Source organism: Flavobacterium limnosediminis JC2902 (assembly GCF_000498535.1).
Classification (GTDB): domain Bacteria; phylum Bacteroidota; class Bacteroidia; order Flavobacteriales; family Flavobacteriaceae; genus Flavobacterium; species Flavobacterium limnosediminis.
On sequence record NZ_AVGG01000019.1, the window covers coordinates 75959 to 93595 of the forward strand.

A 17637-nucleotide genomic window follows, 5' to 3' on the forward strand; every position below is an offset into this window, starting at 1 on the left:
GCAAAAATACAACTAATTTCTATTCTTGCAACACTTATCTCAAAAAAAATATTTTTTTTTAATATGCCTTAGCGAAAAGCACTCTGCCTGAGGATGGTTTGCCTGTAAAAACACAGCTTCCCGTCTCTTCTTTTCGATCTAAAGCAATACAACGAATGGTTGCTTTTGTAAGTTCTTTAATCTTTTCTTCGGTTTCTGCAGTACCATCCCAATGCGCTGCAACAAACCCTCCTTTATTCTCAAGAATATCTTTAAACTCCTCAAACGAATTCACCTCTGTAATGTGTGTATCTCTGTAAATCAATGCTTTATTAAACAAATCGCTTTGAATCTGCTCTAATAAATTCTGAATATAACCTACAATTCCGTCTTTAGAAACCGTTTCTTTTGTTAACGTATCTCTTCGGGCAACCTCGTAAGTACCGTTTTCCAAATCGTTCGGACCAATCGCCAAACGAACCGGCACTCCTTTTAATTCCCACTCAGCAAACTTAAATCCTGGCTTTTGGGTGTCTCTGTCATCAAATTTAACTGAAATACCAACTTTGCGCAATTCCTTCATCAATTCGTTTACTTGAGCAGAAATTGCTTCTAATTGTTCTTCCGTTCTGTGAATCGGAACAACCACCACTTGAATAGGCGCCAAATTCGGAGGCAATACCAAACCGTTATCATCGGAATGCGTCATCACCAAAGCTCCCATTAAACGTGTTGAAACCCCCCAAGACGTCCCCCAAACGTGCTCCTGCTTCCCTTCTTTATTCGCAAACTTAACATCAAATGCTTTAGCGAAGTTTTGCCCTAAGAAGTGGGAAGTTCCCGCCTGAAGTGCTTTCCCGTCCTGCATTAAGGCTTCAATACAATAGGTTTCATCTGCTCCTGCAAAACGCTCGGTTTCGGTTTTCACCCCTTTCATTACCGGGATAGCCATGAAATTCTGCGCGAAATCAGCATACACATTCATCATCTGTACAGACTCTGCCAATGCTTCCGCTTTTGTGGCATGCGCCGTATGTCCTTCCTGCCATAAAAATTCGGCAGTACGTAAGAACAAACGCGTACGCATTTCCCAACGCACCACATTCGCCCATTGGTTAATCAACAGCGGTAAATCTCTGTAAGATTGTACCCAACCTTTATAAGTAGACCAAATAATGGCTTCACTGGTAGGACGAACGATTAATTCTTCTTCCAGTTTCGCATTAGGATCTACCATTAATTTTCCTTTGTTATCAGGATCGTTTTTCAATCGGTAATGCGTAACAATAGCACATTCTTTAGCAAATCCTTCTGCATTTTTTTCTTCTGCTTCAAACATGCTTTTCGGAACGAACAACGGAAAATACGCATTATGATGACCAGTTTCTTTGAACATACGGTCCAATTCTCCCTGCATTTTTTCCCAAATTGCATAGCCGTACGGCTTGATAACCATACAACCTCTCACTCCGGAATTTTCTGCTAAATCTGCTTTTACAACCAGCTCGTTATACCATTTGGAATAATCTTCTGATCGCTTTGTTAAGTTCTTGCTCATTTTTAATACTTTGGCACAAATATTGTTTAACTTACTTTAATGAAAATAGTTCGACAAAACTAACTAATTTTGTTATGTCCAACAATAAAAAACACCATTGATATGAAAACTATATGCGTATCCGGCCGAAATTTATCCATTTACATGTTATTTGGATTAGTAGGACTTTTGGTTTCTTCCTGTGGCTCCTATCAGAACTCGTCGTATTACGACAATGACGGCGTTTACGGCTCACCTGAAAGAACTCAATATCAGCAAAGCGATGTTAATGCTTCCAACTATAAATACAAAGAGTATTTTGCAGCTAATAAAGACAATTATTCCCAAAACAATAATAACGCTGCGTTTACCGACGTGGAAAATTACAGTTCACAAAATAACGACACCGTTAACAAACAACAGAACAATTATGCCGGTTGGGGAGACAATCCAAGCACAACAGTTGTAACATATTACGACAACTACTACTCACCTTGGTATGCAGGCTACGGTTGGTATTATCCTTACTACGGATGGAGTTGGGGCATCAGTTGGGGCTGGGGCTGGGGCTACCCTTATTACGGATGGGGTTACTACAACCCTTACTGCTACTACCCTTACTACGGATACCACGGCTATTACGGACACGGAACCTATACATACGGCACAAGAGGCGGATATGCCTATAACGGAGGTAGAAACAATTACAACTCCTATAATGACGGCGGTAGAAGAGGCTATCCAAATCAAAGAAATTATACCAGTAATACCAGAGAAAACAACTACAATGCCGCATCAAATCCAAGAAGCTCCAATTTACAAAATCCGAGAAGCTTCACAACCCCAAGAAACAGCGGTCAGTATCAGAATCAGTACTCTACGCCGAGATCAAACCAAAGCGCTCAGCCAAGAAGCAATCAATATTCGACTCCAAGAAGCAATAACAATTACAGCGCTCCTCCAAGAAGCAACAACAATTATTCCGCACCGAGAAGCAGTGGCAGTTATTCCACTCCAAGAAGCTCAGGAAGCTCATACGGCAGTGGTAGCTATGGCGGAAGCGGAGGCGGCGGAGGACGTTCCGGCGGAGGCGGCGGAGGCGGCAGAAGATAAATTTTCAAAATTTCCTAAGCTCATTTATTTGGGCTTAGGTTTTTATTTTTAACTCAAACCAGTTTGTCATGAATAAATACTTACTCCATACAGTCCTTTTCCTGCTGGCATTAACAGCAAATGCCCAAGAACTAACTCCTGCCGCTGCATTACGTTATGCAATGGACAACACACAGGGAACAGCCCGATACAGAGGAATGAGTGGCGCTTTCGGTGCCGTTGGAGGCGATTTGTCTTCCATAAATATCAATCCCGCCGGATCAGCATTTTTCAACAGCAATACCTCTGGATTAACAATGAGCGTGAATAACAATAAAAACGAATCCAATTATTTCGGAGGGTCTGCCACAGACAATGCCACCAGCTTTAATTTCAATCAGATGGGAGGTGTCATGGTCTTTAACAATACCAATCCAAAAAGTGACTGGAAAAAATTCGCCATTACCATTAACTATGAAACAACGAATGACTTCGACAACGACATTTATATCCAAGGGGTAAATCCGAACCGTTCCATAGGAGAATATTTTAACGCTTTTGCGAATGGGTTTGGAGGAATGAGCGGAATACCTTTAAGCGTGTTGCAGGATGCCGATTATCCGGGCTTAACCTTTGCGGATCAACAGGCATGGTTAGGATATCAATCCTTTATGTTTGACCCGGTTACTAACACCCCGAACAATACGGAATACGTTTCAAATGTACCGGAAAACAGCAGTTATTACCAAAACAACTCGGTTTACACCACCGGATACAACGGAAAATTAAGTTTTAATTTTTCCGCCGATTACAAGGATATCCTTTATTTGGGATTAAACCTGAATTCCCATTTTACAAACTATTACCAGAACTCCTTCCTTTACGAATCCAATACAGGAACAAACGGTGTTGGCAGAAACACGCTCCACAGCGTGAGTTTCAACAATTACATGCATACTTTCGGTAGCGGCTTCTCTTTTAGTGTCGGGGCCATCGCAAAACTAAGCAGAGATTTCAGAGTCGGATTTGCTTATGAATCTCCAACATGGTATCATATGAATGACGAACTGTCCCAGGACATTTCAACACGTTACAGTGACCCTGCCAATGTGGTATCATCGACCTACATCAATCCGTACGTTATAAACGTCTATCCGAGTTATAAAATCAATTCGGCAGGCAAATACAACGGAAGCATAGCCTATTTGTTTGGAAAAAAAGGATTGATCAGTTTTGATTATTCCCTTAAAGATTATTCCCAGGTAAAATTCAAACCGGAAGAAGAATTGTTCCACAGCTCACTCAACTCCTTGATGTCAAACTCTTTGAGAATGGCATCTGAAATCAGAATTGGAGCTGAATATCGAATCAAACAAGTCAGCCTGAGAGGTGGTTATCGCTTTGAAGAAAGTCCGTATGAAGACGAAAAAACCATTGGAAACTTAAACGGATTCTCAACCGGTATAGGGTATAATTTTGGGTTCTCCCGACTTGATTTTGCCTATGCCTACTCACAAAGAGACCAGCAGGTAAGTTTGCTTTCAAGTTTTACCGATTCGGCTACGGTCACCACAAAAACCAATAATTTCTTCCTTACTTACACGTTTGGTTTCTAGAAAAATCGTGAAGGTATCACAGAAAACTCTTTCTCACAGATACGTTTTGGACACAAAGATCAGAAAGAATATTTACAACACAGATTACACAAATTTTCACAAATCAATCCGTGAAAATCTGTAAAATCTGTGTTTACTTTTTTTATAAACGCCCAAAAATCTGATTGAATTGCTTTAATCCTTATCTGTATCTGTATTTCCATTCAATTTGTGCCCAAACCAAAACTTCTTCCGAAGTAATTTTTTTATTCTCGAACGTTTGCCCTTAGCCCCGACAGGAACGGTATCCTTTTGCTTTTTTCTTTAAAAAGTAAAAGATATAGTGGATGGCGGGACCAAACCCTTAAAAAATTCCCAAACGATGGTGCTCCTAATTATAAAAAGCGTACTTTTGCGCACTTTGTTGAAATAAAATCAAGTATCGTAAATATATGAGAACCAAGTCGTTAAAGAAAAACAAAATCAACGTAATCACCCTTGGGTGTTCAAAAAACGTGTATGACAGTGAAGTACTGATGGGGCAATTAAAAGCCAGCGGTAAAGAAGTGGAGCACGAAGCACCTGCGGAAAACGAGGGCAACATCATTGTTATCAACACTTGCGGCTTTATTGACAATGCGAAAGCGGAATCGGTAAACATGATTTTGGAATATGCCGATAAGAAAGAAAAAGGCTTGGTAGACAAGGTTTTCGTGACCGGATGTTTATCGGAACGATACCGACCTGATTTAGAGAAAGAAATCCCGAATGTGGATCAGTATTTCGGTACGACAGAATTACCGTTATTATTAAAAGCCCTGGGTGCCGATTATAAACATGAGCTATTGGGAGAGCGTTTAACGACGACTCCGAAAAACTACGCGTATTTAAAAATTGCCGAAGGTTGCGACCGTCCGTGCAGTTTTTGTGCGATTCCGTTAATGCGTGGCGCACACGTTTCGCAACCGATTGAAAAACTGGTGAAAGAAGCGGAAGGTTTGGCGAAAAACGGCGTAAAAGAGTTGATTCTGATTGCTCAGGATTTGACGTACTACGGTTTGGACTTATACAAAAAACGTAACCTTGCCGAATTGCTTGAAAACCTTGCAAAAGTGGAAGGTATCGAATGGATTCGTCTGCACTACGCCTTCCCTACCGGTTTCCCGATGGATGTATTGGAATTAATGAAGCGTGAACCAAAAATCTGTAATTATATTGATATTCCGTTGCAGCACATTTCAGATAATATTCTGAAATCGATGCGTCGCGGAACAACTCAGGCGAAAACCACGAAGTTATTGAAAGATTTCCGTGAAGCAGTTCCGGGAATGGCGATCCGTACTACTTTAATTGTTGGTTATCCTGGTGAAACCGAAGAAGATTTCAACATCTTGAAAGACTTTGTTCAGGAAATGAAGTTTGACCGAATGGGTTGTTTCGCTTATTCGCATGAAGAAAACACACATGCTTATTTGTTGGAAGACGATGTTCCGGACGAAGTGAAACAAGCCCGTGCCAATGAAATCATGGAATTACAATCGCAGATTTCATGGGATTTGAATCAGGAAAAAGTGGGTCAGGTTTTCAGATGCATCATCGACAGAAAAGAAGGCGGTCATTTTGTGGGAAGAACCGAATTTGACAGCCCGGATGTAGATAATGAGGTATTGATTGACGCTACGAAACACTACGTAAAAACTGGTGAATTCGTTAACATTAAAATCACCGAAGCCACAGAGTTTGACCTTTACGGTGAACCGGCTTAATACTAAATCCATTTCAAATAAAATACTAAATCCCCATTAACTCAGGTTAGTGGGGATTTTTATTTTTTGTTCCTCCACACTCTTTTTAACATTAATTGAGGAAAAACCGCAACAGCCTGTTTCAGTTAGTTTCTAGTATTGCATAAACCAATTAATCACTGAAATTATGATTCCGGAAACCTTAACCATCACTGAAAGACAAATATTAGTCAGCCAATTTAAAATACTCTCAACAATCGGTTTCAATAACGATTACGAGACCAAAATCGAAATTCTGGAAAATGGGTATACCGAACAGTATTTTGAGGTTTTTGATATTGCAACTGAAGAAGTTCCGATTGAAATCTGCGAGGAAACCACTCAGATCTTACACATGTTCCGTCGTATTGCCGAGACAACGGAATTGCTTTCGGAAGAAGAAAAGCAATCATTGGATTTGGAAAAAATAAAATTCGAAGGGTTTGACGCTAATCATGATGCCCATTACCATTACATGACTTTTTTGGTGAACACCATGAACCAATGGCAGGAATACAAAAGAACTTATCTGAATTCCCATAGCCGATTTCCGATGCTGAAATACCGAAAAATGCTGGAATACCAGTATTATTTACTGGACTGTGATCAATACGATCTAAACAAAGAAGATTTGAAATGCATGATAGAACTTTTAAGCAGTTCTAAAAAAATCGTATCCTTAGAGGTATAGTTTTAGTTTTAGTTTTTGTTGTAGTTAATAAAAAACCGCCTTTCGGCGGTTTTTGTATTATAAAGGAATATTCCCGTGCTTTCGTTTCGGAGTATCTACTGTTTTGTGTTCTAAGATACTGAATGCTTTTAACAACTTTCTTCTCGTATCTTGCGGCAAAATAACCTCATCGATAAAACCACGTTTTGCTGCGCTGTACGGATTAGCAAACAAATCAGCATATTCTGCTTCTTTTTCCAATAATTTTGCGGCCGGGTCTGCAGCTTCGGAAATTTCTTTTTTGAAAATAATCTCTGATGCCCCTTTTGCTCCCATTACGGCAATCTCGGCAGTTGGCCAGGCAAAGTTGAAGTCGGCACCAATATGTTTAGAGTTCATTACATCATAAGCGCCACCATAGGCCTTACGCGTAATTACCGTAACTCTTGGCACGGTGGCCTCACTTAAAGCGTATAACAATTTCGCACCGTGAACAATAATACCGTTCCATTCCTGATCGGTTCCAGGCAAGAAGCCAGGAACATCCACCAATACCAACAACGGAATATTGAACGCATCACAAAAACGGGTAAAACGTGCCGCTTTGACAGAACTGTTTACATCCAGTACACCAGCCAAATACATCGGTTGATTGGCCACAATCCCCACACTTCTCCCTCCTAATCTTGCAAAGCCTACGATAATATTTTCAGCATAATTTTTATGAATCTCAAAAAACGAATCTTCATCTATCACACCCTGAATCACATCGTGCATATCATACGGTTTGTTCGGATTATCCGGAATGATGTTCGTTAATTGCTCTCTAACCTCATCTTTAATATCGTATGCTAATTTAGCTGGTATTTCTTTATTGCTTTGCGGAAGATAACTCAATAATTTTTTCACATCCTCCAGACATTCGACATCGTTGGCAGACGTAATGTGCGCCACGCCTGATTTGGAAGAATGTGTAGTTGCCCCTCCCAATTCCTCTGAAGTCACTTCTTCATTGGTAACCGTTTTCACTACATTTGGCCCAGTTACAAACATGTAACTCGTATTTTCCACCATCATGGTAAAATCTGTCATTGCCGGAGAATATACTGCTCCACCGGCACAAGGCCCCATAATTGCTGAAATTTGAGGAATTACCCCGGACGCCTGCACATTTCGAAAGAAAATATCGGCATAGCCCCCCAAAGAACGAACCCCTTCCTGAATACGTGCTCCTCCGGAATCGTTCAATCCAATCATCGGGACTCCGGCTTTTAGAGCCATGTCCATCACCTTACAGATTTTCTCTGCATGCGTTTCCGACAAGGCACCCCCGAAAACGGTAAAATCCTGTGCAAAAACATATACCGGACGACCACTTATAGTTCCGTAACCCGTAATCACACCGTCTCCATAATAGACTTCTTTTTCCATTCCGAAATCGGTAGTACGGTGTGTCACCAATAACCCTATTTCTTCAAACGAACCTTCATCCAAAAGATAGTCCACACGTTCGCGGGCCGTCAATTTCTTTTTGGCATGTTGGGTTGCTATTCTTTTTTCTCCACCTCCCAAATAAGCTTGGGACATTTTATCCTGTAATACTTTTATTTTATCCTCCATGATGAATTACTAAATTGGTAAACGCAAGATTTTTTGATCTTCCATATATTGTTTCAAAGCCACATAAGCAGCAATTTCGGCTTCTTTAGTCATTTGTGCTTTTAAGACTTCGCTGTCATAGTATTTCTTTACGAAATGTGTATCGAAATTCCCGGAACGAAACGCTTCGTGCTCCATTACAAACTTACCGAAGGGCAATGTCGTGCTAACGCCCTCAATATGATAGGCATCAATTGCTTCAATCATTTTCTGTATTGCTTCCTCACGGGTTTTTCCGTACGTAATCAGTTTGGAAAGCATCGGATCATAATAAATCGGAATGTCCATACCCTGCTCGAATCCGTTATCCACACGAATACCTTCTCCCTCAGGAATCTGATAAACATCCAAACGCCCAACATTCGGAAGGAAATCATTTAGCGGATCTTCGGCATAGACACGCAATTCCATCGCATGTCCGTTAATTTGCAAATCTTCCTGTTTTATGTCCAACGCTTCGCCTCGGGCTACACGAATCTGCATTTCCACCAAATCCATACCGGTAATCATTTCCGTAACGGGGTGCTCTACCTGAAGACGCGTGTTCATTTCCAGGAAGTAGAAATTTTTGTTTTCATCCAGAAGGAATTCCACGGTTCCGGCGCCAAGATAATCACACGATTGGGCCACTTTTACAGCCGCTTCTCCCATCGCTTTACGAATCTCCGGAGTTAACACCGCTGAAGGTGCTTCTTCCACCACTTTCTGATGACGACGCTGAATACTGCATTCTCTTTCAAACAGATACAATATATTTCCGTGACTGTCGGCCATAACCTGAATTTCGATATGTCGTGGCGATGCGACGTATTTCTCAATAAAGACAGAACCGTCTCCGAAAGCCGCAACCGCTTCACTGATGGCGCGGTTCATTTGTGATTCGAAATCCGCTTCGCTTTCCACGGCGCGCATTCCTTTTCCTCCGCCACCGGCAGACGCTTTAATCAAAATTGGAAAACCGATTTCTTTAGCAATCTGTTTCGCTTTTTCAACATCGGTAATCGCTTCATCAACACCGGGAACCATAGGAATATCATAAGCTTTAACAGCATCTTTAGCCGCAAGCTTGCTTCCCATGATTTGGATTGCTTTCGATTTTGGCCCGATAAAAGTGATATTGTTTTTTTCTGCCAATTCCGCAAAATCAGCATTTTCACTTAAGAATCCGTAACCCGGATGAATACCGTCCACGTTTAACGATTTGGCTACTTCAATGATTTTATCTCCTAAAAGATAGGATTGATTTGAGGGTGCTTCTCCGATACAAACAGCTTCACCGGCAAATTTAACGTGAGGTGCATTTCTGTCGGCTACTGAATAAACAGCAACGGTTTTGATCCCCATTTTCTTAGCCGTTCTCATCACGCGAAGGGCAATTTCTCCCCTATTGGCTACTAATATTTTTTTCATCATTTACTCGAATTCAATTAATAACTGACCTTTATCTACCGCCTCATCTTTACTTACTGCAATAGACTTGATAACCCCGTCACGTGGTGAAAGGAAACTGTTTTCCATTTTCATGGCACCTAAAATCAGGATTGGGTCGTTTTCCTTTACTTCCTGACCTACTTCAACATTGATTTCCAGAATTAATCCCGGCATTGGTGCTTTGATGGAATTGATTTGTTTAGCTGCACCGACAGCAAATCCCATTTCCTTAATCAATTGATCCAACGGATTGGCAATATCCACCACATAAGTAGTGTTATTGATCTCTACCGTGTACTTTTTGGCATTAAAGTCGGAAGCAATAATTGCTGCTTCAAAAGGAGTGTTGTCTTTTAAAATATGATATTTCGAGTTTCCTAAACTCACTGCATCCAAAGAGGATACGTCCGTATCTGCAACATCAAAATGAGTTGATGTATTTACGGTTACTTTATAAGTAGTACTCATGGTTAAAAATTTGTTCCCGTAAATGTAAATAATCTAAAACATTTTCAGGTAAACTTTTAACCGGTAAATTGGTAAATTACTATAGTTAAACTACAAGGCCAACAAACCGAAATCACGCAAGGTATTAATGGGTTTTGAATACCAGAACAATTCAAAATCTTCCAGTCCGAAAGATTCGTAGTCTGATTTCACTTCATTAAAGGTGATTTTTTTGTCGTTTGCTACCGACATTTTTTTAATTAACGACTGCAACCAGATGCCTTTTTCTTTTTCCACGGAGATTTCAGAAACCTCGCGTTTGTCATGAAAAGTCATTTTCATCATTTCCCAGGAATTGCCTTTTTTACTTTTCGTAAAAATTTCGACTAAAGGCTTTCCTCCTATCCAAACGATTTTAGCGTTTGGTTTGCTATTGAAGTTAACCTCTTTTTCAAGGCAGTTGTATATGAAGTCGGGTTTTATGGTAGTTCTTGGAATTTTAAAATCGAACCAATCCTGCAACGGATAATCGAAACAGATGCCGTGCATGTAATTGAAGAGCGATTTCTTCAATCCGAAACTGAACTTATCGTGATCGATTCCGGTTTTATCCTGAAACTGGATGTCGTTGTTGGCAAAAGTGATTTCATTCATATCGGGTATCACTCCGAATTCCTCAGGAAACATTCCAACCGGACTGTGTGCGGTCATGGCAAACTGATGCCAGAAACCCGACTGTAATGTGCCCACTTCAAACAACTGACGCACCATTTCCAGACTGTCAACAGTTTCCTGAACCGTTTGTGTTGGATAGCCGTACATTAAATAAGCATGCACCATGACGCCTGCTTCGGTGAAATTTCGGGTCACTTGTGCTACCTGCTCTACTGTTACGCCTTTTTTTATCAGTTCCAACAGTCGGTCGGAAGCTACTTCCAGTCCACCGGAAACGGCGATACAACCTGAGGCTTTCAGCAATACGCATAAATCGGCCGTGAAGCTTTTTTCGAAACGGATGTTCGTCCACCAGGTTACCGTTAGGTTTCTGCGGAGAATTTCCAAGGCTACTTCGCGCATTAAGGCAGGTGGTGCCGCTTCGTCTACGAAATGGAATCCGTTGTGTTTGGTTTGAACGATGAGTTCTTCCATCCTATCCACCAATGTTTTGGCGGCGATGGGTTCGTATATTTTGATGTAATCGAGTGAAATATCGCAGAAGGTACATTTTCCCCAATAGCAACCGTGCGCCATAGTGAGTTTGTTCCAGCGACCGTCACTCCAAAGACTATGCATCGGATTGGCGATTTCGATTACGGATATGTATTTGTCTAAAAGTAAATCGGTGTAATCAGGCGTGCCGACGTCGTTTTGTTTGTAGTCGTGACGAAGGGTGTTGCTCTTATAAACCACCTGATTGTCTTCCAACAGAAAGGTTCTTTTGAATTCGGCATGACCGGAATTACAAATCGTATTGTATACAAGTTCAACGGGAAGTTCGCCGTCGTCTAATGTAATGTAATCAAAGAATTCGAAGACGCGGACATCTTTCAGTTCGCGCAGTTCGGTATTTGGGAAACCGCCGCCCATGGCTACTTTAACCTCGGGAAAATGTTGTTTGATGTATTGTGCACAACGAAAGGCACTGTACAGATTTCCGGGAAAAGGAACTGAGAAACAAATCAGTTTCGGGTTGACCTGCTGCAATCGTTCGGCTATAATCTTTAAGGTGATGTTGTCGATATACGTTGGCTCCGTTTGCAGGTAGTCGTACAATTCATCAAAGGAGTTGGCACTTCTTCCCAAACGTTCGGCATAGCGACTGAAGCCGAAATTTTCATCGACGCACTCCACTATAAAATCGGATAAATCCTCGAGGTATAAGGTTGAAAGATGTTTCCCTTTGTCCTGCATCCCCATGGTTCCGAACGCCCAATCCATGTCGTCTAACTGACTGAAACGGGAAGCTTCGGGAAGGAAGCCGTCAAGACAGATTTGTCGGGCTAATGTGGGATTTTGTCCTTGCAGAAACGCGATAACCGAATCGATGGTTTTGATGTACTCGTGCTGCAGGCTGAAAATGCGCTGTGCATTATCGGAGAACTCGCTTTGATTGGTTTCGGCATAGTTGAAAATACCGGTTAACCCTTGTTTTGAAAACAATTCCAGAATCACTTCGATACCCAAATCCATCTGAAACGAATCGATGTTCTTGGTATTCAGAAAACCTTTTAAGTAAGCCGTTGCCGGATACGGCGTATTCAGCTGGGTAAAAGGCGGCGTGATTAGGAGGATGTTGTTCATTTGTTTTTATTGACCGACAAAATTACTCCATATTTTTAATGATGTCATGGATTTGCTGAATTTTCTCGATGGGAAGCGCATTTATTTTGGCGGTGATCTCGTTTGAAATTTCTTTTTTGGTTAGCGTATGCAAGGCGTGATCGTTGGGAATTGTGTCGTTTTGATACGGACGAAAATCGAGGATATCATTGGGCGTGCAGTTAAAATCGCGGCAGAATTTCTCTAATCGTACGAGGTTGATTTCCATTACCCTGTTTTTGGTGAGCTTTGTGGCATAATTGGCAGAATAGCCTATCGATGTTAAGTAAGAGAAAGGACGATTGATGCCTTTAAGCTTGAAGATTCGGGCGAAATTGAAGAATAGCATGTTTGTTTCTGTTTGTTTGTTGTTTGATTATGCGAAATAAATTGTAGGTAAATTTATATAAAACTATTTATATATAAAAAGAAAATACTTACATTTAAAAATAAACTCGTTAGATACCAAAACAAAGTCGTTAGATATCAAAACAAAGTCATCAGCTCCAATAATAAAGTCATTAGCTCCAAAAATAAAGTCATCAGCTCCAAAAACGAAGTCGTTAGATACCTAAATAAAGTCGTTATATATCAAAACAAAGTCGCTTCAACCAAAAATAAAGTCGTTAGATACCAAAACAAAGTCGCTTCAACCAAAAACAAAGTCGTTAGATATCAAAACAAACTCATTATCGACTTAACAAAAACTTTACACACAATCATTAAGCTGTAAATTTCTAAATAATCAACTTTTGAAAAGCCTTTTTTAAAGACTATATTTGCGGAAAATTTTTACAATTACAGCATGCGATTCGCTTTCTTACTTTCATTATTTCTTACCACTTTATTTTCGTTTGGACAGAAAAACCAAAAAACCATTGGTTTCATTGAGAACAAAGGTCAGATCGTTGACCAGAAAGGAAAAGCTAACAAGGCCGTTCAGTATCTTTTAAATACTCCCGGATTAAATGTACAGTTGCGGGAGAATGGGTTTTCGTATGACATTTATGAAGCGAAGAAAATTCCGTTAACGAAAAAAGAAAAGCGTTCCAGAGAAACAAATAATAGTTTTAAAGACGGAAAGGACACTCCCGATTACTCACTGGAATACAATTACCATCGTATCGATATTGATTTCTTAAACTCGAATGCTAACGTGAAATTGTTGGCTGAAGAGAAATCATCCGATTATGACAACTACTATAATGTGGCACATGCGCCGGAAGGGATTACCGGTGTACATAAATACAAGAAAGTTACTTATAGGAACATTTACAATAACATTGACGCGGTTTTCTTTATTCCGAAAGACACCACTAAAGTTGTGGAGTATAATTTCATCGTAAAACCGGGTGGAAAAGTATCGGACATTCAGTTGAAATTTAACGGTGCGAAAACCGAATTGGCTGACAATAAAATCAAAATGAACGTTCGTTTTGGGCAGATGGAAGAAACACTGCCGTTGAGTTGGATTGAAAACGGGAACTCTAGAAAAGAGATTGCGGTTGGTTATAAAAAGATTAAGAGGAATGTGTATGGTTTTGAGGGGGAGGTAAATGTTTCCGATAAGACTGTTGTGATTGATCCAGTGCCGGTTCGGTTGTGGGGGACTTATTTTGGGGGAATGGGACACGAACACAGTATAACAGCGATTGACATAGATCATAATGGTAATTCATATTTATCAGGAAACTCGACAAGTCAGGATAATATTGCTACAAGCGGCACATTTCAGACAAACTATAACAGTTCGCCTTTATTTGGATTTACTACAAAAATGAATTCCGGTGGACTTAGGGTTTGGGGTACTTACATCGTCCCTAACTATGGTGGTAATAATGGGGTTAATGATATAGTATTGAATTCTTCTAATGAATTATATTTGGTAGGATATGCCTATATCACACCTTCTAATTATCTTTCAACTCCTGGATCACACAAAGAAACAGGATCGCTCAACACATATGATGGCTACATCTTAAAACTTGACAATAATGGTTTGCGGATATGGGGCACCTATTTCGGAGGTGAAAGGGATGATAAAATAAAAACGATTAGCATTGATAGTCAGAATAATATTTTCATTGGAGGTGAAACCAACAGTATAACAGGGATAAGCTCTCCTAATACATTTCAAACAACTAACAGTAACACTAGCAATAAAATAGGTTTTTTTTCTAAATTTTCATCTTCGGGCAGTCAACTATACTCAAGTTATTTTCCCCGAGAAGTTATTAAAAGTACAATAGACACAAACAACAATTTTATTTTTACCGGACAATATCAGATTGGTAGTAATTACCCTGACATCTCCACACCCGGCGTTCATCAAAATCACACCAATAATGAAGATATTTATATAGCTAAATTTGATTTATCCGGCAACAGAATCTGGTGCACTTATTTTGGAGGAACCACTCCCACTGTTAGTACTGGGGCTTATGACGACATAATAACTGGTATTGACACAGATTCTTATAATAATGTATATATTACGGGATACACAAGTAGCGCAAACAATATTACAACACCGGGTGTTCATAAAGAAACACATACGAGTTCTGTCGGAGGTCTGGACGTTGATGTTTTTTTAGCAAAGTTTAATCCTATAGGTATTAGGGAGTGGGGAACATTTTACGGTGCTGATTCTTCAATTCCTGAAATAAGTCATGATTTAATTGTAAGTGAAAGCGGTGAAATTTATATTACAGGAGAAACAAATAGTTTTAGCGATATTGCCACATCTCATGGTTTTCAACCTTCAAAAAACGCACTTAGAGATGGCTTTTTTACAAAATTTAATCCAAATGGTAATATTGTCTGGGGAAGTTACTATGGAGGATCGCTTATAGATTGGTGTACAAATATTATGGTAAAAAACCACACTGTGTATATTGCTGGAATAACAAGTAGTCCTGATAGCATTGCAACTAGCGGCACACATAAAACTATTGTAGAAGGTAATGATAGTTTCATCGTAAAATTTTCAGATTGCACAACTACCACAGTCACTACTCAAAATTTATCTCTTTGCATCGGCAGTAATATTAATCTAACAGCTTTTACAGGCGACAGTTACTCTTGGGCAGGACCTAACGGATTTACTTCCACACAACAAAACCCGATAATTCCAAATGCAAATTCGACCCATAGTGGGCAATACACCTGTACAATTACAGGAGGTGATGGATGTAGTGATTATTCTTATGTAGATATTATGGTTGTCCCCGACAACACTCCTCCTGTTCTCAACGTAGCAAACCTACCAACTATCAACGGAGATTGTAATAGCATTGTTTCCACCATTCCAACCGCAACCGATAATTGTGCCGGCAACATTATCGCAACCACGGCAAGTCCTTTGAGTTACACTACGCCGGGAACGTACACCATCGTGTGGAATTATAACGATGGAAACGGAAATACAGCTACCCAAAATCAGACAGTAATTGTATCCGCTACCAATACTCCGACTGTAAATGCAAACTATTATTTTTGCCCTAATCAAACGCCAAGGTTATCAGACATCACCATCACCGGCCAAAACATCAAATGGTATGATGCCCCAACAGGAGGAAATTTATTAGCAAACATTACTCTTTTACAAAACGGAATCACCTATTATGCTTCCCAAACGATAAATGGTTGTGAAAGTACACGGGTTCCGGTAACAGTTGCCATTCAGAACACGACTGCTCCAACAGGGAATGCTAACCAAAGTTTCTGCAGTTCCCAGAATGCAACTTTGAATGATATTGCTGTTTCAGGCAATAACCTTATCTGGTATGACAGCGCTACAGGAACTACAGTTTTACCTTCCACAACTTTATTGGCGAACAATTCTACTTATTATGCCACGCAGACGGTAAACGGTTGTGAAAGCCCTACCCGATTTTCGGTAACGGTGACACTTATCAATACGCTGAATGCAAACGACTATGCCGAAACATTTTGTGATGATTTGAATGATGGTATAGAAGTAATCGATTTGTCGGATTATAATGCGCACTTAATTTCGAATACGACGAATCATACTTTTACCTATTACACTTCGCAAATCGGAGCGGAAAACCAGATTTCTGCCGATGCAATCACCAATTCCAGTAATTACAATCTGACGGTTGGAGTGCATACTATTTATGTTCGGATTGACTCGTCGAACGGTTGCCATCAGGTGGTGGAATTGACTCTGACGTTGTTCAGCAAACCAATTATCCCGATTACGGACATCATGCCAATCTGTGAAGGCAGTTCGATTACGGTAAATGCAGGTAATGGCTTCGACAGTTATTTGTGGTCGACTACGGAAACGACGCCTTCCATTACAATTTCCAATCCGGGAATTTATTCGGTTTCGGTTTCGGAAAATCATGGAGCGTTAACCTGTACCTCGGTTAAGAACTTTACGGTGGTGAATTCGAATGCTGCGACGGTTGCCGAAATTGTTACTTCCGACTGGACCAACAGTCAGAACACGATTACCGTTTTACTCACCGGAAACAGTGTGGGCGATTATGTGTATTCGCTTGACGGAATTCATTATCAAACCAGCAACACATTTACCGGATTGGAAAGCGGGGAATATATCGTTTACGTTAAAGATAAAAATGGCTGTGGCGTAAAATCGGAGGATTTTTATTTGCTGATGTATCCTAAATTCTTCACTCCGAACGGGGATGGTTACAACGACTACTGGAAAATCAAACTCTCGGACAACGAACCCGACATGACCATACGAATCTTTGACCGTTACGGAAAACTGATGAAGGAACTCGGTGCTGATTCGCAGGGATGGGATGGTACGTATTCAGGAAAAGTACTGCCTTCCAACGATTACTGGTTTGTGGTTACCCGCGAGAACGGAAAAGAATATCGAGGGCATTTTACGTTGAAACGATAAGATTCACCCCTAATCAATGTGACAAACTTCATAATGTTAACACTTATTCTGACAATAGCATAATTATAAATCACGAAATGTTTCTTTTTTGTAAGTTTTTAATTAAAAAAACATTTTCATAGTTATTACTCTTATTTTTCCTATATTTTTGTAAAAAAAGCATCCCGTGAAGTATTCGTTTTTTCTTATCTGTTTCTTGTTTTCCCTACTGTCTTTTTCGCAAA

Annotated in this window: 11 protein-coding genes; 5 read left to right on the forward strand and 6 right to left on the reverse strand. The window is 40.2% G+C overall.

The features are described from left to right. Window positions 1-58: 58 nt before the first annotated feature. Window positions 59-1537, reverse strand: a complete 1479-nt coding sequence (gene proS, locus FLJC2902T_RS13235; RefSeq protein ID WP_023580315.1) for a proline--tRNA ligase — start codon at window positions 1535-1537, stop codon at window positions 59-61. A 102-nt stretch (window positions 1538-1639) separates the two neighbouring features. On the opposite strand from proS, the gene FLJC2902T_RS13240 reads away from it, so the two are divergent. The 4 genes from FLJC2902T_RS13240 to FLJC2902T_RS13255 all read left to right on the forward strand — a co-directional run bounded on the left by FLJC2902T_RS13240 (window position 1640) and on the right by FLJC2902T_RS13255 (window position 6678). After that, complete coding sequence (locus tag FLJC2902T_RS13240; protein ID WP_035678767.1) at window positions 1640-2629, forward strand: hypothetical protein; 990 nt, start codon at window positions 1640-1642, stop codon at window positions 2627-2629. Window positions 2630-2697: 68 nt separating this feature from the next. Then, the gene (locus FLJC2902T_RS13245) at window positions 2698-4224 is read left to right on the forward strand and encodes an outer membrane protein transport protein (RefSeq protein WP_023580317.1); all 1527 of its coding nucleotides are present in this window, start codon (window positions 2698-2700) and stop codon (window positions 4222-4224) included. A gap of 431 nt (window positions 4225-4655) precedes the next feature. Then, the gene (gene rimO, locus FLJC2902T_RS13250; RefSeq protein ID WP_023580318.1) at window positions 4656-5969 is read left to right on the forward strand and encodes a 30S ribosomal protein S12 methylthiotransferase RimO; all 1314 of its coding nucleotides are present in this window, start codon (window positions 4656-4658) and stop codon (window positions 5967-5969) included. A gap of 166 nt (window positions 5970-6135) precedes the next feature. Further along, the gene (locus FLJC2902T_RS13255) at window positions 6136-6678 is read left to right on the forward strand and encodes a YfbU family protein (RefSeq protein ID WP_023580319.1); all 543 of its coding nucleotides are present in this window, start codon (window positions 6136-6138) and stop codon (window positions 6676-6678) included. Between the two features lie 57 nt (window positions 6679-6735). Here the strand turns inward: FLJC2902T_RS13255 and FLJC2902T_RS13260 are convergent, their stop codons facing one another. The 5 genes from FLJC2902T_RS13260 to FLJC2902T_RS13280 form a co-directional block, all read right to left on the reverse strand. Continuing rightward, window positions 6736-8277, reverse strand: coding sequence for an acyl-CoA carboxylase subunit beta (locus FLJC2902T_RS13260; protein WP_023580320.1), 1542 nt, complete (start codon window positions 8275-8277; stop codon window positions 6736-6738). Between the two features lie 9 nt (window positions 8278-8286). Further along, complete coding sequence (gene accC, locus FLJC2902T_RS13265) at window positions 8287-9726, reverse strand: acetyl-CoA carboxylase biotin carboxylase subunit (RefSeq protein WP_035678863.1); 1440 nt, start codon at window positions 9724-9726, stop codon at window positions 8287-8289. 3 nt (window positions 9727-9729) lie between these two features. Then, window positions 9730-10215 carry an acetyl-CoA carboxylase biotin carboxyl carrier protein subunit gene (locus tag FLJC2902T_RS13270; protein ID WP_023580322.1) on the reverse strand — a complete coding sequence of 162 codons (486 nt, stop codon included), beginning with the start codon at window positions 10213-10215 and terminating at the stop codon, window positions 9730-9732. 90 nt (window positions 10216-10305) lie between these two features. After that, on the reverse strand, window positions 10306-12495 hold the full coding sequence (locus tag FLJC2902T_RS13275) for a B12-binding domain-containing radical SAM protein (protein WP_023580323.1): 2190 nt from the start codon (window positions 12493-12495) through the stop codon (window positions 10306-10308). Between the two features lie 22 nt (window positions 12496-12517). After that, window positions 12518-12862: a helix-turn-helix domain-containing protein gene (locus FLJC2902T_RS13280; RefSeq protein WP_023580324.1), complete on the reverse strand. Its 345-nt coding sequence runs from the start codon at window positions 12860-12862 to the stop codon at window positions 12518-12520. A gap of 456 nt (window positions 12863-13318) precedes the next feature. On the opposite strand from FLJC2902T_RS13280, the gene FLJC2902T_RS15940 reads away from it, so the two are divergent. Then, window positions 13319-17413: a DUF7948 domain-containing protein gene (locus FLJC2902T_RS15940; RefSeq protein WP_023580325.1), complete on the forward strand. Its 4095-nt coding sequence runs from the start codon at window positions 13319-13321 to the stop codon at window positions 17411-17413. Window positions 17414-17637 lie beyond the last annotated feature (224 nt).